Source organism: Acetobacter sp. DmW_125128, assembly GCF_008704325.1.
GTDB lineage: Bacteria > Pseudomonadota > Alphaproteobacteria > Acetobacterales > Acetobacteraceae > Acetobacter > Acetobacter oryzifermentans.
In genome coordinates, this window is record NZ_VHOP01000017.1 from 1 (window position 1) to 20,858 (window position 20,858).

Below are 20,858 nucleotides of genomic sequence, written 5' to 3' on the forward strand. Positions count from 1 at the left end.
TCTGGCTCTGGCTCTGGCTCTGGCTCTGGCTCTGGCTCTGGCTCTGGCTCTGGCTCTGGCTCTGGCTCTGGCTCTGGCTGGATTGTGGATGCATTATCATCCACAGCAACTGCTTTTTCGGCAGAATCTTCTACAATTTCAGATTTTTCTACTACAGCTTCAGATGGTTCAGTTACCTCTGTTGCAGTTTCTGGTTGCTTTTCAGCCTCATCTTGTGGGGCTGTTTCAGGTGTAGGCACACCACCGCTTTGCAGAATCCGCTGCACACCTTTGATGGTATAACCCTGAGTGTAAAGCAAATCTGCAATATGGCGTAAAAGCTCTATATCGGCTGGCCGATAATACCGGCGGCCACCACCGCGCTTTAACGGACGCACCTGATGGAACTGCGTTTCCCACAACCGAAGGGTATGCTGCGGCACATGAAGTTCATCTGCCACTTCGCTGATTGTCCGAAAAGCAAAGGGCCCTTTATCGGAAGGCGCTGAATTCGTGCTTACATTTTCCGTTGCCGGAGGAGACTGCTCTCCCCCTGTTTCGGAAAAAGTCTGCGCCTCATCAGTCATGATCATGCTCCGCTTCTGCATCTAGCGTTTCGTGGTTTACTTCAGCGCGCAGAAGCTGACTCGGACGAAAGACCAAGACCGAGCGCGGCAAAATCGGAACTTCCTCACCCGTTTTCGGATTACGACCGCTCCGTTGGCCTTTTTTCCTAACCGAAAAAGTGCCAAACCCGCTGATTTTAACACTTTCGCCGCGTTCAAGAGCGTCCATCACCGTCTCCAGAACATCTTCCAGAAGAACGGAGGATTCTTTACGAGACAGGCCAACCTGCTGATAGATCTGCTCTATCAAGGATGCACGTGTGACAGTTTCCATAAAAATTAAAGTAACACGCTTACACGCCGCGTCAATTCATTCACGCAGTTGTGCTTACAATATGTTCTAAAATTATAGCCTTACTAAAGCGGAACCCCATGTCAGACCACCACCCAAGGCTTCCATCAAAACCAGGTCACCTTTCTGGATACGTCCATCACGCACAGCCTCATCCAATGCCAAAGGCACAGATGCCGCTGAGGTATTGGCATGCCGATCAACCGTTATCACCACCCGCTCAGCAGGCAGGTTCAGCTTTTTCGCAACGCCTTCAATAATGCGGATATTCGCCTGGTGCGGCACCAGCCAATCTACATCTGCGTAAGAAAGGCCTTCAGCTTCCAGCGCTTCATCTACAGAAGAAGAAAGTTTGCCAACGGCATGGCGGAACACATCACGCCCGCTCATTTTCAGATGTCCGCTTTTATCTGGCTGCCCCACGGCACCATCCACATACAACAGATCGCCCGCTGTACCATCGGAATGTAAATGCGTGGAAAGAATACCGCGCTCACCCGGCTCATCCGAGGCAGAAAGCACGACTGCACCAGCACCATCTCCAAACAGCACACAGGTTGTACGGTCTTCCCAATCCATGATGCGGGAATACACTTCAGAACCGATAACCAGCGCATTCCGAATCTGACCGGAACGGATAAACGCATCTGCGGTGGAAAGTGCAAAAATAAAGCCAGAGCACGCGGCTGTAATATCAAAGCCAAAGCCCTGCTTCATGCCCAATGCGGCCTGAACACGTACAGCCGTTGCAGGAAAAGCCTGATCTGGCGTAGCTGTCGCCACAAAAACTGCATCAATATCTTCAGCCGTTAGCCCCGCATAATCTAAGGCGCGCCGTGCGGCCTCTGCCCCCATGCTGGCTGCCGTATCATTCGGCCCAACAAGATGGCGGCGGGTGATACCTGTGCGGGTTTTGATCCATTCATCTGATGTTTCAAGACGTTCTGCCAGCTCTGCATTGCTGACAACCCGATCTGGCAGGAAACCGCCAAACCCTACCAGAAGCGAACGTTTCGCCATAAACCGTTCTTTCATTATCAGCCAACAGCATGCGGTAGCGACCCAACATGCCGCTACTGATCAGACAGTCTTGTACCAATCAGGAAACGGGAACCGCTGGCTCGCGCTCCTCCGCATTTTGCTGGGGAGAGAGAAGTGCACTCATATGGGAGAGACGATCACGGATACTGTCATTAAATCCGTGCGTCACCATATCCATCGCCACATCAACCGCTGCGGCAAAACCTTCTGCATCCGTGCCGCCGTGAGACTTAACAACCACACCGTTCAGGCCTACAAAAACGGCCCCATTGTAACGGCGCGGATCAAGCCATTCCTTCATGCGTTCCAAACCCGGACGCACAAGCAGATATCCAATTTTGGAAACAATACCACGCTTAAATACGCGCCGCAGGAGAGTGGTTGCCATTTTAAGCACCCCTTCCCCGGTTTTAAGCGCGACATTTCCGGTAAACCCATCAGTTACAACCACATCGGTTGTGCCTGCGGTAATATCATGCCCTTCCACAAAACCATGGAACTGCGAAGCCAGTGGGCTTTCTCGCAGGGCTTCTGCTGCTACACGCAGCTTTTCATCACCCTTCAGCTCTTCCGAACCGATATTGAGCAACCCGATAGAGGGCGCAGGCAGCCCCAACACAGCCTTGGCAAAAGCTTCACCCATTACGGCAAACTCTACAAGGTTGCGCCAGTCACACGCCACATTCGCACCCAAATCCAGCATGACCACATCACCCTTGATGGTAGGGCTGATGGCCGCCATGGCCGGACGGGAAATACCCGGAAGGGTTTTAACAACAATCTTGGCCAAAGCCAGCATGGCACCGCTGTTACCAGCAGAAACCACACCACGGGCGCGGCCACTTGCCACGGCATCCATGGCAAGGCGCATGGACGATCGCCGCATCCGCAAAGCAGATGTTGGCTTCATATCCATTGGGATAGACTGATCCGTATGCGAGATAGTGCATATGGATGCAGCCTTGGGGTACTTTGCCAGCAAAGGCCGCAACTGGGATTCATCCCCCAGCAGCAGCACCTTGATGCCTCGGTGCCGTTCAGCGGCGGCGGCGAGCCCGGCGACAACAACTTCCGGAGCCCCATCACCTCCCATTCCATCCACGGCAAGGCTGAACACCTCGTCCTGTTCAGAAAGGGAATTATCTGGAATCTCGGTCTTGTTCATGCCTGCTTCTCTGCCATACCGCAGATGCCTTGCTCCCACAGAACGCGCATCACGCTGCAATGCGCGTTTTACCGCAAACCCACGCTATTAAGCGCGGACAGCAACCTTAAGTGCCTTACCAGAAGCAACCACTTCACGACCATCGTAATGGCCACAATGGCTGCACACATGGTGCGGGCGCTTCAGTTCGCCACAGTTAGAGCATTCAGCAAAAGCTTCCACGTTCAGAGCTTCATGGCTGCGACGCATGCCACGACGTGAAGGCGAGGTTTTCTTCTTGGGTACAGCCATGAGCCCGAGCCCCCTCTTGAAAAACGGTTTAAAAACGCCCGGCAGCGTGTTTTTTCACCCCACCGAACAACAACACAGGTTTATCACCAGACTGAGCCGGGGCCTCTAGCAGACAGCAAGCATTTTCGCAAGCAATCCGGAAAGAAAACCCGTACCGCGCCTAGATCAGGCCTTCCCCGGTTTTAGCCGAGATAGGGCCGCAAAGGGGTTCTGCTTTTCATCCTGCTCCCCTTCTTCCAGAAGTTTTTCTGCCTCTTCCTCGCTCAGAACAAGGCCTTCTGGCAGATCAATTTCCGGCGCATGTGGGTATGGGTCCAGATCAAGCGCAAACTGCTCTACAGCAGCTTCACCCAAGTCAATATCCTGCCCTTCATACGGAATTTCATCAATTGCATCCAAATCAGGCTCTTCGGGTTCTACAAACCGTTCAGCAGGCACAAACCGAATGTTGAATGCTCCTGCCAGAACATCCTCAAAGTTTTCAAGGCTGACAACGCAGGTCTGCGTATAATGAACAGCCAGCGCACCTTCTGCCTCCACCACGCTGTGCCTATCGGCCTTAAGCAGATACCGACAGCGAAAAAGTGTAATTTTTGGCAAACCAAGGCGGCGGGCAATCGCTGCACATTCCTGTTCTGTTGCTTCCACCGTCACTGCAGTTTCCTGCCCTCCGATTCGGCGCAATGCCATTGGGCGGGAAAATTCTGGTTTTTCAGACATGGCAGCCTCCTGAGCTGGCAGAGGAAGATCGTTTACAGGGGCGCATACACTTACGGGCACATCCCCATCTGCAACGCTTTTTCTAATTGGGGCTTTTTGAAGGAAAGCTAAAGGGGGTAAAGTGTAAAAACGAATGGAAAAAACCATTCTGTAATTGACGCTTCGTATCAGTTTGAGGCATCCGACTGTTACATGGCCGCGATGTGCGGATGCCTTAAATGTTATACTTAGGGAAGCCTCAACCGAATGAAGCAGCCACGCCAGAACAAAATATCACGTCTGCGGAATACCTGCGGCGCGTTGGCGGCAGTAATAGCGCTTTCTGGCTGCGCCGTGTTTGGGCCAACCCCCACGCCCCGTGGCTCTTTGATTGAGGCAGATGATTACAACCAGCTTATCCCCGGCGCCAGCACACGGGCCGATGCGTTAGATCTGCTAGGCTCCCCCACCACCAAGGGAGCGTTTGATGACAACACATGGATCTATATTTCCATGAGCACATATCTGATTCCCATGGATTTCCCGGGAATCGGCAAGCAGCAGGTTGTGGTGCTGAAGTTTGATGATGCAGGCAACCTTCAGAGCTTACGCACACTGAACAAAAAAGATTCCCGCTCTGTAGCCATGATCAACAGCATCACCCCCACGCCGGGCACAAAAATCAACATCCTACAGCAGATTCTGGGGAACGTGGGCCGCTACAACCCCATGCAGAACATGATGGGCGCGGGCTCCGCAGGCGGTGGCGCAGGTGGTATGGGCATGAACAATCAGGGGCCAGGCCACTTTGGTTCTGGCAACTCTCTGTAACTGCCAGCGGGTCTAGCGCGGCAGGAACAGCCTGACGCGCAGGCCACCCATTGGGGAATCCAGCAATTCCATCTCGCCGCCATGTGCGCGCACGATATCGCGTGAGATTGTTAACCCCAGCCCGGTTCCACCCCCACGCCCGCTCTCAAAAGCCCGTAGAACGCTGCCTCGACGTTCTGGAGGGATACCCGGCCCATCATCATCTACCATCACCACAACGCCATCTGATCGGCCCTGAGCGCTTAAATTGATATGCTTTGCATAGCGCCGCGCATTATCCACCAAATTGGTTAATGCGCGGCGCATGGCATCTGGGCGCATATGCACGCGCAACCCCTGTGCCACACGCACAGAAAAAACATGCGCGCCAGCCCGCCGGGCCGCAGCAGCCACGTCTTCCAAAAAGGGTTCTATTTCGGTTTCTGCAACGTTTTCGGCCCCTTCCCCCCGTGCAAAGGCCAAATAACTGGCAATCATGTGCTCCATTTCAGCCACATCACCAATCATGTCTTCCACGTCGGGTTGAATATCCTCTGCACGTACCATGCCGGTACGGGGCATCATGTCCAAAGAAAGCCGCAAACGGGTGAGTGGTGTGCGCAAATCATGCGATACACCCGCCAGAACCCCCGTGCGTTGCGATACAAAACGGTAAATCCGATCTTGCATGCGGTTAAAGGCCACAGCAGCTTTACGCACTTCCTGCGCCCCTGCCGGACGAATAGGGCCAATATCACGCCCAAGCCCAAACTGTTCGGCCGCATGGGCCAACCGCCGGATAGCCCGCACTTGGTTACGCATGAACAGGCTGGCAATCACAAACAGCAGCAAGGAACTACCAACAGCCCATGCCACAAACAGCCAGATCTGCCCCATATCCAACCGTTTACGCGGTGCTTCTACATCCAGCACACCATCTGGCAACTGAATGGAAATTTTGACTGTATGGGGGTCTGCCCGCCAGTTTACAAAAAACGGGTAACTAATGGAGGCACGTAAGGCGCGAGCCAGATCTTCATCCATAGGCCCCAACACATGGGTAGAGCCAAAACGCCTAAGCCGCGCATTGGAATGCCACGATTCCACCAACTGCAAATGTTGCTGGGCTTGCTCTACAAACCACTGCCGGTCTGCCGTTTTTTTCAAATGCTCCAAGGCGTTCAATGAGAGCACAATTTCCGATGTAACGGAATCTGAAAGACGCCGCGAGGCAACCTGTAGAAAATTACCGTAAAACACTTCCAGCGCAATGCCCTGCGTGATCAGCAAGGGAATGAACACAATCAGCAAAGATCTCGCCAGAAGCGAACGTGGAAGCACGCGCCGCATGGATTTTTCCACCCTGCGTGATTTCCAGAATGAGGATGGAAAAAGCTTTAGCCCGCTGCGCTGCATGATCTAGTCTTACAGCCCGGGTTTGAGCACATACCCACGCCCACGAATGGTATGCAGGTATCGTGGTTCCTTGGGATCGGGCTCAATACGTCGCCTAAGACGCGTAACCTGCACATCTACGGCGCGTTCTCCAATTTCCGCCATATCCAGCGCCTTGGCAATTTCCTCCCGCGAGAACACATCATTAGGCCTGCGCGCCAATACGGAAAGCAGAGCGGCCTCCCCTCCCGTAAGATGGATGGTGCCATTGGGGCCACTAAGAATAAGCCGAACCGGATCAAACTCCTTATCCCCTAACCGCACGATGCGCAGATTATCCGTGGCCGGAGCAGGCTGATGCCGGCGCAAATGTGCTTTCAAGCGCAAAAGCAGCTCACGCGGCTCAAAAGGTTTCCCCAGATAATCATCTGCCCCAGCTTCCAGCCCCGTAATGCGGTCTGCTGGCTCTCCTCGTGCTGTAAGAAGCAGAATGGGAAGCTCCTGCCCTTCATCACGCAGTGCGCGTGTTAGCTCCAAACCGTTTTCACCCGGCATGGTCACATCCAGCACCATGGCATCGGGCTGAATACCTTCCAGCGTTTGCCGTGCTTCTGCCGCACTCGCCGCCACGCTTACCCGAAAACCGTGCTCAAACAGGTAACGCTGCAACAGCCGCCGCAACCGTGGATCATCATCCACCACGATAACATGCGGGGCGACATCTTCTTCCACACTCTCGCGCTCATGCTCCATGCCGCCCTCCTTTTTTGCCTGCTGCATCTTCATTCAGCACAGACCGACTCTGCTCGGATAACATTCCACGCATCACGCGCCGAAACCCTTCTACGGCGGCACCTCCTGCCTCCCGGTACGCTGCCACAAGGCGCTGGCGCACAACAGCAAACAATCTGGCTTCTGCCGCCTTACCTTCTGGGCTTAAAAAAAGCAGACGCTGCCGCCTATCCTGGCGGCCCGGTTGGCTTTCCAGATACTGCCTTGCTTCCAGTTCATGCATGGTGCGGCCAAGGCTTTGTTTTGTCACCCCCAACACAGCTTGAAGGCGGCTAACTGGAATACCGGGGCTAAATGCCAGAACCTGCAAGACCCGGTAATGCGCGTGCCCCAAACCATCTTCTTCTAAAACGGGCTCAACAGCCTGCGCCATATCGCGCGATGCCAGAAACATGAGGGTTTGCGCCAGCCTCAATTGTTCTTCCCGCAGAAAGAGCAGGTCTGCCCCTGCTGTTTCATGAGGTAGGGACATATGCATTCAGGCTCCCTGCTTTTAAGCGCGCGCCATAAAGGGAAGACCACCCATACGGGCCTTGATACGCCCAAAACGCAGAACATCTGCCAGACGCCTGTCCACAAACGCAGCCAAAGCGGCTTCATTCTCGCCACGGGCCAGCCAGTACAGCAGCACAGAGGCATATATGCCACCCAAGCTCAGGCGCTTGGTCATGTAAGTTAGCCCAGAAGAGTCATCCTGCGCGGCCTGCCAGATGGCATTAACGGTGCGCATCATGCTTCGGCGCAGCGCTTTTCCCTCACACGGTGCCAGCAAAACAGAAAGACCTTTACGCGAGGCTGCACGGACAGACGCCTCTGCTGGGAGCCGATACAGCAGCGCCTGCCTTACACGCTGGCTTAGTCGAGCTTCTTCCGTATCCCACATAGCTTCCAGCATATCTCTGTCACACAGATCAAACCACGCTTCCACAAGCTCCGCACTCCCACCCGGAAACAGCAGGTCCGCATCTGGTCCTGCCACTTGCAGCAGAACATCCATGCCCCATCCGCGCTCTCCGGCCACCGCAGCCATTTTACGCAAGATCTCATCCCGCGCTGGGTCACGCTCCAAAGGCGCAGGCATAATGCCAGCAGCCAAAGTTGCCACTGCCAATGAGATAGCCTGACTTATCTTACCTGCACCCGTGCTCATGCTTTATGCCCCATAACGTGTGATTTCTTTTGCAAATCCAAATTTGCTCATATCCGTCATCCGCATGGGATAGAGGATTCCATCCAGATGATCCATTTCGTGCTGCATGACATGCGCCCGAAAGCCTGTGGCCATGCCTTCCACTTTCTGACCATGCTGATCAAACCCAGCATACCATATGCGCTTATAACGCGGCACTTCCCCACGCAGGTCAGGCAGAGAAAGGCAGCCTTCCGCCCGTAGCTGCGTTTCATCATCAACAGGCGTTAAAATCGGGTTGATCAAAGCCTGCACAGGCAAAGGCGGATCATCTTCTCCTTCACTGCGGGCCAACGGCACGCTGTAAATAAAAAGCCTTTGAGACACAAAAACCTGTGGGGCCGCCAAGCCTACGCCACCGCTTTCTTCCAGAGTTTCACGCATATCGGCTATCAAGCGCTGAATATCTGGGGCTGTGGGGTCTGGCACCTCCTGCGCGGACTGCCTTAAAACCGGGTGCCCCATGCGGGCTATTGCAAGAACTGCCATTTTTCACCCCATTTCTATGGAGGTTGCACAATAAAAGCACTCAGAAGTGCATTTTAAACACGAAAGAACAAATTGTATCTTGTCTAAAGGCCGTGTTATAGAGGCCGCCAACAAAGGAATCGGCGCCCCGCAAGGCCGCGACGGTTCCGGTTCCGTATAATCTACAAAAAGCCGGGTTACCCGGATTTTTCTGAAACAGGGGTTAGAGACCAAGTGCACGTTCTCGTCCGTGACAACAATGTCGATCAGGCTCTTAAAGCGCTCAAGAAGAAAATGCAGCGTGAAGGAATCTTCCGTGAAATGAAGCTGCGTCGGCACTTCGAAAAGCCGTCTGAGCGTAAGGCCCGTGAAGCGGCAGAAGCCGTGCGCCGTGCTCGTAAGATGGAACGTAAGCGTCTGGAACGCGAAGGCTTCTAAGCCTTTCCATCCTTCTATCCAAAAAAGGCCGGCATCCTATGGATGTTCCGGCCTTTTTTGTGCCTGCTATGTTTGAGAGCTTCGCGCACATAAAAAAGCCGCTCCCACCTAAAGTGGAGCGGCTTTTTTAACTGGTAGCTTGCTAAAAGCGTTACTTCTGGAGCTTATCCAGCTCCCGCACAATGGCTTCACCCATAACGGATGTACCAACGCGCGCCATGCCTTCGCTCATGATATCTGCCGTGCGCAGACCGCTTTCCAACACGTTGGAAACTGCCTGCTCAATCATGTTTGCTTCTTCCTGCTTATTCAGGGAGTAACGCAGCAGCATGGCAAAAGATAGAATCTGCGCAATTGGGTTTGCAATGCCCTGCCCGGCAATATCCGGCGCACTACCATGAATGGGCTCATACAGCGCGGGGAATTTGCCATTTTCACGCACAGCACCAAGCGTTGCAGAAGGCAGCATACCCAAGCTGCCTGTTAGCATAGATGCAAGGTCAGACAGCAGATCACCAAACAGGTTGCCTGTTACAATCACATCAAACTGGCGCGGGTTACGCACCATCTGCATGGCGCAGTTATCGGCCAGCATGTGAGAAAGTTCTACATCCGAGAATTCTTTGGCGTGCACATCTGTCACCACTTCCTTCCATAGAAGGCCGCTTTCCATGACATTGCATTTTTCAACAGAGCACACACGGTTGGACCGCTTGCGTGCCAGATCAAACGCCACACGTGCCACACGTTCAATTTCGGATGTGGTGTAAACTTCTGTGTTCACACCGCGCTTGCTGCCATCTGGCAGGGTTTCAATACCACGTGGGTTGCCAAAATAGATACCACCCACCGTTTCACGCACGATCATAATATCCAGACCGCGCACCACATCCGGCTTAAGCGTGCTGGCATCAACCAGTGCATCAAACACTTTGGCAGGGCGCAAGTTGGCAAACAGCCCCAGTTCCTGCCGCAACTTGAGAATGGCTACTTCCGGGCGCTTTTCAAACCCCACATGTGCCCATTTCGGATCCCCCACCGAGCCAAACAGCACAGCATCCGCAGCCCATGCCTTCTCGATCACTTCATCACGGATAGGCACACCGTATTCTGCCAGAGAAGCACCACCAACCAGATCTTCCGTAATATCGAAGGACAGGCCACGACGGCTTTCCAGCCAATCAATAACGTGCCGGACTTCCCGCATGATTTCGGGGCCAATACCGTCACCCGGCAGAACAAGAAGTTTTATGGCTGTGTTCTGTGCAGTCATCATGCAGCTCCAGAATAATCAATCAATATGAATGGAAGGCATCCAAGGTTTTTCCCGGCTTTCCCGGTTTTCATACCCTTCGATATTTGTTTCGTGCTGAAGTGTCTGGCCAATATCATCCAGCCCCTCCAACAGCATATGCTTACGGAACGGATCGATTTCAAAAGGCACTTCCTGCCCATCTGGCCGCACAATCACCTGCCGGGGCAGATCAACCGTAAGGCGGGCATTGCTGCCCATGCTGGCATCCTCCATCAGCTCATCGCAAATTTCGCGCGGCAGACGGATCGGCAAAATACCGTTTTTGAAGCAGTTATTGAAAAAGATATCTGCAAAAGAAGGGGCAATCACGCACCGAATGCCAAAGTCCAACAATGCCCAAGGCGCATGCTCACGAGAGGAGCCGCAACCCAGATTATCATAGGTAATCAGGATTTCGGCTTTGCGCCATGGCTCTTTATTCAGCACAAAATCCGGGTTTTCTTTGCCATCTGGCAGATAGCGCATAGCATCAAAGGCATTTTTGCCCAAACCAGTGCGCTGAGTGGTTTTAAGAAACCGTGCCGGAATAATTTTATCGGTATCAATGTTAGCTTCTGGCAGAGCTGCTGCAATGGCCGACAGAGTTGTAAACTTTTCCATTATGCCAGCTCCCTTACATCAGTCAGGCGCCCGGTAACGGCAGCAGCCGCAGCCATAGCTGGAGACAGCAGATGTGTGCGACCACCCGGCCCCTGACGCCCTTCAAAATTACGGTTGGATGTAGAAGCGCAACGCTGGCCCGGTGTCAGCCGATCCGGGTTCATGCCGAGGCACATAGAGCATCCGGCCTCACGCCATTCAAAACCGGCATCCAGAAAAATCTGATCCAGACCTTCTTCTTCCGCCTGCCGCTTTACGTTGCCCGAACCCGGAACAATCATGGCGCGCACGCCTTCAGCTACCTTGCGGCCAGCCGCTATCTGCGCAGCGGCACGCAGGTCTTCAATGCGGCTGTTGGTGCAAGACCCAATAAAAACCACATCAATAGGTGTGCCTGCAATTTTCTGCCCGGCTTCCAGCCCCATGTAGTCCAGCATGCGCTGCATTTGAGTGCGCTTGGCTTCATCTGCTTCATCAGCAGGATTAGGCACGGCAGCCGTAATGGGCAGCACTGTTTCTGGGCTGGTGCCCCATGTCAGGCTAGGGCTGATATCTTCTGCCCGAAGCGTCACTTCCTTATCGAAATGCGCACCTTCATCAGAAGCCAGTGTTTTCCAGTAGACAACGGCCTTATCAAACTCTTCGCCTTTGGGGGCAAAGGGGCGGCCACGCACATATTCAAATGTGGTTTCATCTGGCGCAACCATGCCTGCACGTGCACCGGCCTCAATCGCCATGTTGCACAGCGTCATGCGGCCAGCCATGTCCAGACCACGAATGGCGGAGCCAGCAAATTCAATAACATGCCCTGTGCCACCAGCCGTGCCAATGTGCCCGATAATAGCCAGCATGATATCTTTGGCAGAAACGCCAGCACCCAGCGCGCCATCCACCGTAACGCGCATGTTTTTGGCTGGCCGCTGCAGAATGGTCTGCGTAGCCATAACATGCTCAACTTCCGATGTACCGATACCGAAAGCCAGCGAACCCAGAGCACCATGCGTAGACGTATGGGAATCACCGCACACAATGGTCATGCCTGGCAGAGATATCCCCTGCTCTGGCCCGACAACGTGCACAATACCCTGATTGGCAGATAGCAGCGGGAAATACGGAACCCCGAATTCCTTAACGTTACGTTCCAGCGTTTCAATCTGGTTACGGCTATCAGCTTCTTCAATCGGCTGGGTACGGTCAGACGTGGGCACATTGTGGTCAACCACCGCCACCGTTTTTTCCGGATGGCGCAGTTTACGCCCTGCCAGACGCAAGCCTTCAAAAGCCTGCGGGCTGGTGACTTCGTGCACAAGGTGCCGGTCAATATAAAGAATGGAGGTGCCGTCCGGCAGAGTTTCAACGACGTGATCATCCCAGATCTTGTCGAACAACGTACGCGGGCCCATGCCCCCCTCCTTTAATTTCTTACACTACATGCACCAGCACACCTACTTGGGCCAGTGCTGTTGCGGTATGCCTATATATCAAAAAGACCCGACTGACATAGGCCAGCCGGGTTTTAAAAACCATATCAGACCGCAGTAAACGGTTATATGGTTTTAGTTGGCTGCCGGGGCAACCACTTCACGCGGGCGTTCTGCAATACGTGCAGACTTACCGCTACGGCCACGCAGGTAGTACAGTTTTGCACGACGCACTTTACCACGACGCACAACCTTGATTTCTGCCACCGTAGGTGCGTACAGCGGGAACACACGTTCCACACCTTCACCATTGGAAATTTTGCGCACGGTGAAGTTGCTGTTCAGGCCCTTGTTGGAACGGGCAATCACAACGCCTTCAAAAGCCTGCAGACGGGTACGTTCACCTTCCTGCACCTTAACGGAAACGCGCACCGTATCACCGGCTTCGAATTCCGGAACAGCGCGCTCTGCTGTCAGACGCTTAATTTCTGCAGCTTCATACTGCTGAATGATGTTCATGTCGGTATCCTTCCTCAAACCCCAAAATGGTCTGTCTGTGCGGCCCCGCCCACAGCTTCAGCCATGTTTCTTTCCTTGCGAGCCAGCCAGGCAGACCACAGATCCGGCCTTCTTTCCCGCGTTATTTCTTCTGCCTGCTTCTGCCTCCAGGCCGCGATGGCGGCATGATTGCCCGAAAGCAGGATTTCCGGCACAGCGCGCCCTTCCCATTCAGCAGGACGGGTATAGTGCGGATATTCAAGCAGCCCTTCGGAAAAACTTTCCTCTACGCCACTTTCTTCACACCCCATCACGCCGGGCAGCAGGCGCACACACGCATCCAGCAACACCAGTGCAGCAGTTTCCCCACCAGAGAGAATGTAATCTCCGATAGATACCTGCTCGACGTCATGCGCTTGCAGCACACGCTCGTCCACACCTTCAAACCGACCACACAGCAACAACACCCCAGAACCAGCCGCATAACGCCGCACATCCTGCTGCGTTAAAGGCCGCCCACGTGGCGTAAGATACACACGCGGCACATCCGCTGGCGCTTGAGAAGTTGCAAAAGCAGCATCCACCACATCTGGGCGGATAACCATGCCTGCACCACCACCAAACGGTGTATCATCCACTGCACGATGCCGGCCCAGACCATGCCGCCGCAGATCTTCCGTCCGACATGTCCACAAGCCTTTTTCAAGTGCTCGCCCTGCAAGGGAAAGCCCCAGTGGGCCCGGAAACATTTCAGGAAACAGCGTGAGCACAGTGGCCTGCCAGTTCATGGCTGCACCTCTGTTTTCTGCCGTTTACCAACGCCACGTCCTTCTTCGCCCGAAACTTCTTCAGGGCGCACCACCGTAATTGTCCGTTGTTCCAGATGCACTTGCGGCACACAGGCCTGAGTAAACGGAACAAGGGAACCATCACTTAGTTCCAGACTGGCGCCAGCTCCATAATCATGCACCATCACAACACGACCAAGAGAAAGACCGTTTTCGAATGCTTCCATACCAATCAGATCAGCATGATAGAATTCTTCTTCCTCAGGTTCAGGCAAAGCTGTGCGCGGCACATACAGGCGGGTGTTTACCAATGCCTGCGCGGCATCACGATCGGCCAACGGCGTGCCATTGGCATCCCGCAATTCGGCCACGCTATCCGCCCCACGCCAACTAAGGAACCATTTACGGCCTTGATCATCCTGCAATGCCCCAGACTGCTCCAGCGTTTGTGGGTTTTCCGCATAAGCGCGCACACGCACAAGGCCGCGCACACCATGCGGTTTACCAACAACGCCCATCAGAATGAGGTTTGAGCACATGATGGTTTCAGGCTTTAGGCAGCAGCGGCTTCGGCAGCTTTAGCAGCTTCAGCAGCGCGTGCCTGTGCCTTCTTCTTCGGAGCAGACTTTTTCGGCTGTTCACGATAAGCGGGCTTAGGCGCCAGACCAGCGTTACCAAGGAAGCGTGCAACGCGATCTGTCGGCTGAGCACCTTCAGACAGCCAATGCTTGATGCGTTCTTCCGTCAGGCGCACGCGTTCAGCGTGGTCAGACGGCAGCATTGGGTTGTAAGCGCCAACCTTTTCAATGAAACGACCATCACGCGGGGAACGGCTATCTGCCACAACGATGTGGTAGTAAGGACGCTTCTTGGCACCTGCGCGGGCAAGACGAATTTTAAGACTCATTCGGAGTTACTCCAGACCCAAAAATAAAAAAACCCGAAAAACTGCTTCTAGAAACAGACCGCCTTAGCGGAAAGGATTGCCACCAGGCCCACCCGGCGGCCCTCCTCCTCCCATTCCTTTCGGCATGAGCGCGGACATTCCCTGGCGCATGAGACCTTTCAAGCCCAGTTTGTTGAAGCGCTTCATCATGGAGGACATCATATCAAACTGCTTAAGCAGCTTGTTAACATCCTGAACTGTAGATCCAGACCCGGCAGCAATACGCTTTTTGCGCGATGCCTTGATAATGGCAGGCTTTTTGCGCTCTGCCTTGGTCATGGAAGAAATAATGGCAAGGTGCTTTTTCAGGATCGAGGTATCAAGATCCTTGTCCCCCAAAGCTTCCTTAACTTTACCCATACCCGGCAACATGCCCAGAATACCGGAAATAGACCCTAACTTGTTGATCTGGCGGATCTGGGATGCGTAGTCATCCAGATCGAACTTGCCCGCCATCATCTTCTGGGCGAGGCGTTCACCTTCTTCCTGATCAAGCGTATCGGCGGCTTTTTCAACAAGCCCGGCAATATCACCCAAGCCAAGAATACGGCCTGCCACACGTTCTGGATAAAACTCATCCAGCCCGTCCAGTTTTTCACCCTTACCAATCAGCTTGATGGGGGCACCGGTAATGGCACGCATAGAAAGCGCTGCACCACCGCGGGAATCACCATCCATCCGGGTCATGACAACGCCGGTTACGCCCACAGCCTCATTAAAGGCCTTAGCGGTATTCACGGCATCCTGCCCGGTCATGGCATCTACAACCAGCAGAGTTTCTGCCGGATGCGTGACATCACGAATCTGCCGCACCTCATCCATCAACGCTTCGTCTATGGAAAGACGACCGGCGGTATCGAGGATAACGACATCGTAACCTTCAAGCCGCCCCGTATCGAGGGCACGCTTGGCAATTTCTACTGGTGTCTGTCCAGCGATAATCGGCAGGGACGTGACACCAACCTGCTCTGCCAACTGCGCAAGCTGCAACTGTGCTGCAGGGCGCTGTGTATCCAGAGAAGCGAGCAGAACCTTTTTACGTTCACGCGTTTTAAGGCGCAGGGCCAGCTTACCAGAGGTGGTGGTTTTACCAGACCCCTGCAAACCAACCATAAGAACAGGAACAGGCGGAGTGGAATTGAGATTAAGAGGAACAGCACCCGCACCACCAAGAGCATCAATAAGTGCATCATTGACGATTTTGGCGACAGCCTGACCGGGAGAAATGCTTTCCAGCACCTCATGCCCAATGGCACGTTCTTTAACTTTATTAACGAAGTCTTTAACAACAGGCAGCGCAACGTCGGCATCCAGCATAGCCAGACGGACTTCCCGCATTGCCTCCAGAACATCGGCTTCAGACAGCGCTCCCTGTTTAGCGAGGCCATCAAAAACGCCGGAAAGCTTGCCTGAAAGAGCTTCGAACAAAAGTATCACACCCCATAACAAGACGCGCCACTGCGCGAACACTCGCGGAGTGGCGGGCCTGATTTGTTGCAGGGGTTACGGGATACCCCTGCGAGAGTCAAGAACCTTCTGGCGGTTTACTTGCCAGATTTGTCTGCATCAGCCGCTGGGGCCGGATGTTCTACCGCATGCAGTTGATCCAGCAGGTCATGAATTTTTACCTGACGTGCATGGATTTGTGCCAGCTGATCGGTTGTCAGCACATCATGGATGCGGGAAGCCGTTTCCAGATGCTGAGATTCACGCTGGGCGCGCAGGGTAGCCATTTCCTGCTGCAAAGTTGCAACCTTATCTTTATCCACCGGGCCGGGAGATGTCAGGGCATCTTCAATCTGGCGATGAATTTTGTCGAAATCACCACGGAGATCCTGCGCCTGATCCTGACGGTGTGCTTCCTGCAGGATGGTCTGGATCTGCTTGCGCTGCTTTTTTGTAAGATCAATGCCATCCAGAGCATTCAGCCCTGCACCCGGAATACCGGGACCAAAGCCGTTTCCATTAAATCCGTTACCCGGTTCTGCATGTGCGCTTACGCCTGCAACAGAAACACCTGCAGCCACAATTGCTGCCAGAAGGGTCTTTTTGATTTTCATAATGTCTATGCTCCTTAAAAGCTTGAACTGCTCCATACTTGGGGAAGATTGCAAACTTGCCAAGGGTTACGCCGAATATAAATCCTTAGGCATTCGGGTTGACATCAATCCGCAGACTTGCGCGCTAACTCTAGAAAACGGGCGGCATCGGCCACTTCCCGCTGTATACCGGCAATACGGTCTGTTATTTCCGTATCCTCACCCCATACAGCCATCTGCATACGTTCATCCAGCGTTGCATTGGCCACCAGCTCATCTGCAGAACCTGCACCATTCACCAGCGCCAAACCCAGCACAAGGCTCCCCAATGCGGGCACGGAAACAGCAAGCACAGCCAATTCCGCTGGGTTCAGCTTTTCCATGGCATCATAGAGCTTTTGCAACGACTCTTCAGGCTGCACAATTGGCATCACGCCAGAGGATGTGTGCAGGGTGACACCATATTGCTTACGCAGCCACTCCAGCCACGGGTCCCATTCCTTACGCTGGGCTTGTGCCAGCTTACCTTCTCCCGGTTCCCGGTAGCACAGCAGATCACTTCCCGCATAAGCCAGAAGGCTGCGTAAAACCCCTTCCCGCTCAGCAGGAATACGCTCGATCATGGAGCCTGCAATGCCGGTAAGAGGCAAATCTGCAGGTGAAAAACGACCATCTGCATTTTGCCCGGCGGCTTGCCATTCCGCCGCCAGTGCATCTGCCAACGCGCGAGACTTTACGCATAACGGAGTCTTGCGTGGCAGACGAATGCTGCGCCCATCAAGTTGCACCACAAAGCCCTGCTCTTCCGGCGTGACATTGGCCAGCTTCCAGAACCGCTTACGGCCAGCAGGCGCATTGCCAGAAACATTATGTTCGGTAGATGCCATTTTCATTGGAACAGCCCCAAGCCACGCAACATGTTCATGACCTTTCCTTCCTTGCCCGCTTTTTTCTGCGGAGCATCTGGCCCAGCCACACCCTCACGCGCAGCGGAAAGCATAGAGGGGCAACCATCTCCCTCTCCATCATTTCCACCAATACTTATGCCGTATCGGCCCTCGTAAGCCGGGTCCATACGCGGTTTAGGGTCTGACAATGTACCTGTAACTGCAACATCGGAAGAAGCCGAAGCCCCACCCAGCAACACGCGAGGAGACAGATGCATATCTAGCGCCTGAGAGCCCAGCCCCACTGTGCCGTGCCCATGCAGAACCAGAAACGGCGTTTCCAGCCCTAGCATATCAATGTTGGCGTTACCCTGCGCAAACTGCATATGGCTGCCAAAGCATCTAACTGGCATTTTGCCTTTAACAGGCACCTGCGGCCCTAAAAGGGTACGAATAGCGGCCCCACTTACGCTGCCATCCACAACCGAAACCCCAAGGTGACCATCCAGATTGTTGCGCCGATCTTCCGGCATTTCCCCTTGTGTGGAAACTGCTCCTACAAGCTGCACCGTGCCAGAAAGAGATGCAGAAAGGCCAAGCCAGCGCTCAACAACAGGCAATGGTAAAAATACAGGATGCGCCGCCAATTCAATCTGAGGCACAGCACCTGCGACATCATACACCAAGCGGCCGACTTGCTGGAAACCATTGCCCTCTGCCTGCACGGGATCAAGCGTTAGCCTGCTATTTTGCAACGTAGCATGCGTGCTGACATGCGCCCATGTAACACCTTGCCAATTTACACTTTGCGCCTGCACATCCACCGCACCATGCGCGCCACGCAGCACATCCGGCACAGCATGGTGCCGTATCAACGCAGCCGTATCGGCAACATCTATGCGGCCATCTACCTTAAAATCATTGGCGGCTGGCAGATCACCACCGGGCGCCACATGCGCAAGCTGGCCATGCACATCCAACGCAGAAGCCCCAGCACTTAGGGTACCTGTGCCGTGTATGCTGGATTCACCCTGTGTGAGCGTTAAATCCACTGGCACAACCTGCTGCGCAACGTGCTCAGGCTGAGCCAACTGCTGTATTGTGCCAACCGTGCCGCGCAGGCTCAATACCTGCGCCCCAACCTGACCATCAATCTGGGTCGTCACCGGGTCTGTTGGCCGGGCTGTGTCTATCACCACACGTGTTAACGCGGCCTGTGGCAACCATGCGCCCACGTCCACATTTTCTGCCCGCACATGCAGGCTTTGTGGTGCAGGCTGCGCCCCCTGCCCACCAACAGCCATATCTATAGATACGTTACGGCCATCTGGCAGATTTGCATGCGGAAAAAAGACATTCAGATCACGTAGTTGCGCAACAGAGCCACCAATCTGCAACGCATAAACCTTTTGGCCCCGTGGATCTGTGATGGACCCATCTATATGGGCCAACCCAGCAGGATGACCATTAACGGTAAGGGAAATTCTGAGCTGCATTGGCAACTGCGCAGACATTGGCAACAAAGGCCCAGTTTGCCCGGTAAGCGCTAACTGACCAGCCCCTTTACGCAGCTTTACGTCAAAATCAGGCGCGTTACCTGAAAGCCCTTTAACCTTGCCTTCGGCAACCTGAAACGCACCGGAACGATGATGCACTGCATCAAGCCAAGCAACCTGCGCCTGCGTGAGTGAAAGATCTGAGACCGTTAGATTCCAGTGCATCTTACCGGAACTGGAAGAAGTCCCTCCACCGCTGCTCTGACGCTCCTGCGGTGTGAAGTGCCAGTCTGCCCGCCCATCCGCCAAACGCCGCAACTGCACTTGTGGGCTGATCAGGCTGACATCTTCAAACGCAATGCGGTGCGAAAACAGCGGCAACAATGCCAGCCGGGCACGGACTTGCCCGATATCCAGCATATTTACGCCATCTTCCGCCACGCTGGAAAGTTTGACACCCTTTGCTTCCACCCATGGAAAAGGCAGAATCCACACATGCAACTGGCCGATTGTGAGGTGACGGCCTGTGCTACTTTCCACGGCATCGGCCAACCGTGTTTTAAGCCAATCAGCATCCTGTGTAGCAGATACAATCGTGGCACCGCCCAGCGCCAGAACAGCGGCCCCCGCCAGTAGGCCGATTTTCCATTTCAGACGCATGTGCGTTTCTCCTGTTTCAACTTAAACCGTCCTTATCCTTGACCACCACGACGTGACGGTGGTGGTGTAGTGCCCGGCACAAACCCAAGGGTTCGGAAGGTTTCACGCATATGCGGCGGCAATTCGGCACTTACGGTTAAGCGCCCACCAGCCGGATGAGGCATATCCAGCATACGGGCATGCAGATGCAGTCTATCTGTAAAACCGGAAGGATGTGCAGCCGCCCCACCATATTTGGGATCACCCAAAATAGGCGTACCTAAAGACTCGCAATGCACACGTAACTGATGCGTACGCCCGGTAAGCGGTGAAAGCTCCAGCCAAGAAAACTTGCGCGCAGCCGAATCCAGCACTTCGTAAACAGAACGTGCAAATTGCGCATCGGCATCCTTGCGGTCTGCCGCCACGGTTATGGAACCGGGGCCTGCACCCAAACGCGCCAATGGCTGGTCTATTTCACCCGAAAGTGGGTCAGGCCGCCCAACCACAACCGCCCAGTAGATTTTTTTCACATCCCGGCCACGGAAAGATGCGGCCAGCTTGGCAGCCACACCGGGTGTGCGAGCTAACAGCAGCAAGCCGGAAGTATCTTTATCAATCCGGTGCACCAGCCGTGGGCGCGGGTCATCTTCTTCCCGCAGGCCATCCAGCATCATATCAATATGTTTGGTAATGCCGGGGCCACCCTGCACGGCAAGCCCTGCGGGTTTGTTAAGAACAATAACGTGCTTGTCCTGATACACCACCATCTTGCGGATTTCGCGCGCCAGTTTTTCATCCAGCGGGCGCGGCATATCTCGCGCGGGTTTAGCGGCCATGGGTATAGGGGGCACACGCACCGTTTGCCCCGGCTCCAGCCGAGTAGAAGCTTCTACCCTTTTGCCCTCAACACGAATCTGGCCTGTGCGGCACAGTTTTTGAAGCGCCCCCTGCGTAAGATGCGGGTAATGGCGGCGAAAATAGCGATCCAGACGAATACCATCTTCGTCTTCGCTTACGGTACGATTGACAACACTCATGCGC

Annotated in this window: 25 protein-coding genes; 2 read left to right on the plus strand and 23 right to left on the minus strand. The window is 54.2% G+C overall.

The features are described 5' to 3' along the window. The 6 genes from FKW19_RS06360 to FKW19_RS06385 form a co-directional block, all read right to left on the minus strand. On the minus strand, positions 1-566 hold a 566-nt coding region (locus FKW19_RS06360; protein WP_150150642.1), incomplete at its 3' end, for a MerR family transcriptional regulator. Beyond that, positions 559-879 (minus strand): integration host factor subunit alpha, encoded by a 321-nt coding sequence (locus FKW19_RS06365; RefSeq protein WP_003623929.1) that lies wholly within the window; start codon positions 877-879, stop codon positions 559-561. The genes FKW19_RS06365 and FKW19_RS06360, both read right to left, overlap by 8 nt. Positions 880-951: 72 nt before the next feature. Beyond that, entirely contained in the window at positions 952-1,932 is a 981-nt protein-coding gene (locus tag FKW19_RS06370; protein ID WP_089179255.1) for a beta-ketoacyl-ACP synthase III, read from the minus strand. A 64-nt stretch (positions 1,933-1,996) separates the two neighbouring features. Further along, entirely contained in the window at positions 1,997-3,103 is a 1,107-nt protein-coding gene (plsX, locus tag FKW19_RS06375) for a phosphate acyltransferase PlsX (RefSeq protein ID WP_003623933.1), read from the minus strand. A gap of 87 nt (positions 3,104-3,190) precedes the next feature. Beyond that, positions 3,191-3,394: a 50S ribosomal protein L32 gene (rpmF, locus tag FKW19_RS06380; protein WP_006116507.1), complete on the minus strand. Its 204-nt coding sequence runs from the start codon at positions 3,392-3,394 to the stop codon at positions 3,191-3,193. A 165-nt stretch (positions 3,395-3,559) separates the two neighbouring features. Next, positions 3,560-4,114 carry a DUF177 domain-containing protein gene (locus tag FKW19_RS06385; protein ID WP_193561124.1) on the minus strand — a complete coding sequence of 185 codons (555 nt, stop codon included), beginning with the start codon at positions 4,112-4,114 and terminating at the stop codon, positions 3,560-3,562. A 246-nt stretch (positions 4,115-4,360) separates the two neighbouring features. Here FKW19_RS06385 and FKW19_RS06390 point away from each other — a divergent pair, with 246 nt between their 5' ends. Beyond that, positions 4,361-4,924, plus strand: a complete 564-nt coding sequence (locus FKW19_RS06390) for an outer membrane protein assembly factor BamE (RefSeq protein ID WP_019088338.1) — start codon at positions 4,361-4,363, stop codon at positions 4,922-4,924. A gap of 12 nt (positions 4,925-4,936) precedes the next feature. Here FKW19_RS06390 and FKW19_RS06395 read toward each other — a convergent pair whose 3' ends face one another. Genes FKW19_RS06395 through def form a run of 5 tightly spaced genes read right to left on the minus strand, consistent with a single transcriptional unit; the run spans position 4,937 to position 8,768 of the window. Further along, positions 4,937-6,319: an ATP-binding protein gene (locus FKW19_RS06395; protein WP_089179257.1), complete on the minus strand. Its 1,383-nt coding sequence runs from the start codon at positions 6,317-6,319 to the stop codon at positions 4,937-4,939. Positions 6,320-6,328: 9 nt separating this feature from the next. Beyond that, positions 6,329-7,051 carry a response regulator gene (locus tag FKW19_RS06400; protein ID WP_003623943.1) on the minus strand — a complete coding sequence of 241 codons (723 nt, stop codon included), beginning with the start codon at positions 7,049-7,051 and terminating at the stop codon, positions 6,329-6,331. Continuing rightward, entirely contained in the window at positions 7,041-7,562 is a 522-nt protein-coding gene (locus FKW19_RS06405; protein ID WP_089179939.1) for a MarR family winged helix-turn-helix transcriptional regulator, read from the minus strand. The genes FKW19_RS06400 and FKW19_RS06405 overlap by 11 nt, the downstream gene beginning before the upstream one ends. Positions 7,563-7,583: 21 nt before the next feature. Continuing rightward, positions 7,584-8,240, minus strand: coding sequence for a rpsU-divergently transcribed protein (locus FKW19_RS06410; RefSeq protein ID WP_089179258.1), 657 nt, complete (start codon positions 8,238-8,240; stop codon positions 7,584-7,586). Positions 8,241-8,243: 3 nt separating this feature from the next. Beyond that, complete coding sequence (gene def / locus FKW19_RS06415) at positions 8,244-8,768, minus strand: peptide deformylase (RefSeq protein ID WP_006116500.1); 525 nt, start codon at positions 8,766-8,768, stop codon at positions 8,244-8,246. Positions 8,769-8,981: 213 nt separating this feature from the next. Here def and rpsU point away from each other — a divergent pair, with 213 nt between their 5' ends. Next, positions 8,982-9,185, plus strand: coding sequence for a 30S ribosomal protein S21 (gene rpsU / locus FKW19_RS06420; RefSeq protein WP_003623949.1), 204 nt, complete (start codon positions 8,982-8,984; stop codon positions 9,183-9,185). A gap of 151 nt (positions 9,186-9,336) precedes the next feature. Here the strand turns inward: rpsU and leuB are convergent, their stop codons facing one another. From leuB to FKW19_RS06480, 12 genes are all read right to left on the minus strand, one after another. Next, on the minus strand, positions 9,337-10,461 hold the full coding sequence (gene leuB / locus FKW19_RS06425) for a 3-isopropylmalate dehydrogenase (protein WP_006116499.1): 1,125 nt from the start codon (positions 10,459-10,461) through the stop codon (positions 9,337-9,339). A gap of 15 nt (positions 10,462-10,476) precedes the next feature. Then, positions 10,477-11,100 (minus strand): 3-isopropylmalate dehydratase small subunit, encoded by a 624-nt coding sequence (gene leuD, locus FKW19_RS06430; protein WP_089179259.1) that lies wholly within the window; start codon positions 11,098-11,100, stop codon positions 10,477-10,479. Continuing rightward, positions 11,100-12,503 (minus strand): 3-isopropylmalate dehydratase large subunit, encoded by a 1,404-nt coding sequence (gene leuC / locus FKW19_RS06435; RefSeq protein ID WP_063354281.1) that lies wholly within the window; start codon positions 12,501-12,503, stop codon positions 11,100-11,102. The genes leuD and leuC overlap by 1 nt, the downstream gene beginning before the upstream one ends. A gap of 153 nt (positions 12,504-12,656) precedes the next feature. After that, positions 12,657-13,040 (minus strand): 50S ribosomal protein L19, encoded by a 384-nt coding sequence (gene rplS, locus FKW19_RS06440; protein WP_035350614.1) that lies wholly within the window; start codon positions 13,038-13,040, stop codon positions 12,657-12,659. A gap of 14 nt (positions 13,041-13,054) precedes the next feature. Next, positions 13,055-13,807: a tRNA (guanosine(37)-N1)-methyltransferase TrmD gene (trmD, locus tag FKW19_RS06445; RefSeq protein ID WP_089179260.1), complete on the minus strand. Its 753-nt coding sequence runs from the start codon at positions 13,805-13,807 to the stop codon at positions 13,055-13,057. Continuing rightward, complete coding sequence (rimM, locus tag FKW19_RS06450) at positions 13,804-14,346, minus strand: ribosome maturation factor RimM (protein ID WP_006116495.1); 543 nt, start codon at positions 14,344-14,346, stop codon at positions 13,804-13,806. The genes trmD and rimM overlap by 4 nt, the downstream gene beginning before the upstream one ends. 14 nt (positions 14,347-14,360) lie before the next feature. After that, complete coding sequence (gene rpsP, locus FKW19_RS06455; protein WP_003623956.1) at positions 14,361-14,714, minus strand: 30S ribosomal protein S16; 354 nt, start codon at positions 14,712-14,714, stop codon at positions 14,361-14,363. A gap of 63 nt (positions 14,715-14,777) precedes the next feature. Further along, positions 14,778-16,181, minus strand: coding sequence for a signal recognition particle protein (gene ffh / locus FKW19_RS06460; protein WP_089179940.1), 1,404 nt, complete (start codon positions 16,179-16,181; stop codon positions 14,778-14,780). A gap of 116 nt (positions 16,182-16,297) precedes the next feature. Beyond that, a complete protein-coding gene (locus tag FKW19_RS06465; protein ID WP_070324973.1) occupies positions 16,298-16,813 on the minus strand; it encodes a Spy/CpxP family protein refolding chaperone in 516 nt (171 codons plus the stop codon). 104 nt (positions 16,814-16,917) lie between these two features. Then, on the minus strand, positions 16,918-17,685 hold the full coding sequence (locus FKW19_RS06470) for an ATP12 family chaperone protein (RefSeq protein ID WP_089179261.1): 768 nt from the start codon (positions 17,683-17,685) through the stop codon (positions 16,918-16,920). After that, a complete protein-coding gene (locus FKW19_RS06475) occupies positions 17,682-19,835 on the minus strand; it encodes an AsmA family protein (RefSeq protein WP_089179262.1) in 2,154 nt (717 codons plus the stop codon). The genes FKW19_RS06470 and FKW19_RS06475 overlap by 4 nt, the downstream gene beginning before the upstream one ends. Positions 19,836-19,867: 32 nt before the next feature. Beyond that, positions 19,868-20,854: an RluA family pseudouridine synthase gene (locus FKW19_RS06480; RefSeq protein ID WP_089179263.1), complete on the minus strand. Its 987-nt coding sequence runs from the start codon at positions 20,852-20,854 to the stop codon at positions 19,868-19,870. Positions 20,855-20,858: the final 4 nt, after the last annotated feature.

Coding starts and splice junctions, on each gene's coding strand:
- FKW19_RS06365 (WP_003623929.1), bottom strand. CDS start 879: ATGGAAACTGTCACACGTGCATCCTTGATAGAGCAGATCTATCAGCAG.
- FKW19_RS06370 (WP_089179255.1), bottom strand. CDS start 1,932: ATGAAAGAACGGTTTATGGCGAAACGTTCGCTTCTGGTAGGGTTTGGC.
- plsX (WP_003623933.1), bottom strand. CDS start 3,103: ATGAACAAGACCGAGATTCCAGATAATTCCCTTTCTGAACAGGACGAG.
- rpmF (WP_006116507.1), bottom strand. CDS start 3,394: ATGGCTGTACCCAAGAAGAAAACCTCGCCTTCACGTCGTGGCATGCGT.
- FKW19_RS06385 (WP_193561124.1), bottom strand. CDS start 4,114: ATGTCTGAAAAACCAGAATTTTCCCGCCCAATGGCATTGCGCCGAATC.
- FKW19_RS06390 (WP_019088338.1), top strand. CDS start 4,361: ATGAAGCAGCCACGCCAGAACAAAATATCACGTCTGCGGAATACCTGC.
- FKW19_RS06395 (WP_089179257.1), bottom strand. CDS start 6,319: ATGCAGCGCAGCGGGCTAAAGCTTTTTCCATCCTCATTCTGGAAATCA.
- FKW19_RS06400 (WP_003623943.1), bottom strand. CDS start 7,051: ATGGAGCATGAGCGCGAGAGTGTGGAAGAAGATGTCGCCCCGCATGTT.
- FKW19_RS06405 (WP_089179939.1), bottom strand. CDS start 7,562: ATGTCCCTACCTCATGAAACAGCAGGGGCAGACCTGCTCTTTCTGCGG.
- FKW19_RS06410 (WP_089179258.1), bottom strand. CDS start 8,240: ATGAGCACGGGTGCAGGTAAGATAAGTCAGGCTATCTCATTGGCAGTG.
- def (WP_006116500.1), bottom strand. CDS start 8,768: ATGGCAGTTCTTGCAATAGCCCGCATGGGGCACCCGGTTTTAAGGCAG.
- leuB (WP_006116499.1), bottom strand. CDS start 10,461: ATGATGACTGCACAGAACACAGCCATAAAACTTCTTGTTCTGCCGGGT.
- leuD (WP_089179259.1), bottom strand. CDS start 11,100: ATGGAAAAGTTTACAACTCTGTCGGCCATTGCAGCAGCTCTGCCAGAA.
- leuC (WP_063354281.1), bottom strand. CDS start 12,503: ATGGGCCCGCGTACGTTGTTCGACAAGATCTGGGATGATCACGTCGTT.
- rplS (WP_035350614.1), bottom strand. CDS start 13,040: ATGAACATCATTCAGCAGTATGAAGCTGCAGAAATTAAGCGTCTGACA.
- trmD (WP_089179260.1), bottom strand. CDS start 13,807: ATGAACTGGCAGGCCACTGTGCTCACGCTGTTTCCTGAAATGTTTCCG.
- rimM (WP_006116495.1), bottom strand. CDS start 14,346: ATGTGCTCAAACCTCATTCTGATGGGCGTTGTTGGTAAACCGCATGGT.
- rpsP (WP_003623956.1), bottom strand. CDS start 14,714: ATGAGTCTTAAAATTCGTCTTGCCCGCGCAGGTGCCAAGAAGCGTCCT.
- FKW19_RS06465 (WP_070324973.1), bottom strand. CDS start 16,813: ATGAAAATCAAAAAGACCCTTCTGGCAGCAATTGTGGCTGCAGGTGTT.
- FKW19_RS06470 (WP_089179261.1), bottom strand. CDS start 17,685: ATGAAAATGGCATCTACCGAACATAATGTTTCTGGCAATGCGCCTGCT.
- FKW19_RS06475 (WP_089179262.1), bottom strand. CDS start 19,835: ATGCGTCTGAAATGGAAAATCGGCCTACTGGCGGGGGCCGCTGTTCTG.
- FKW19_RS06480 (WP_089179263.1), bottom strand. CDS start 20,854: ATGAGTGTTGTCAATCGTACCGTAAGCGAAGACGAAGATGGTATTCGT.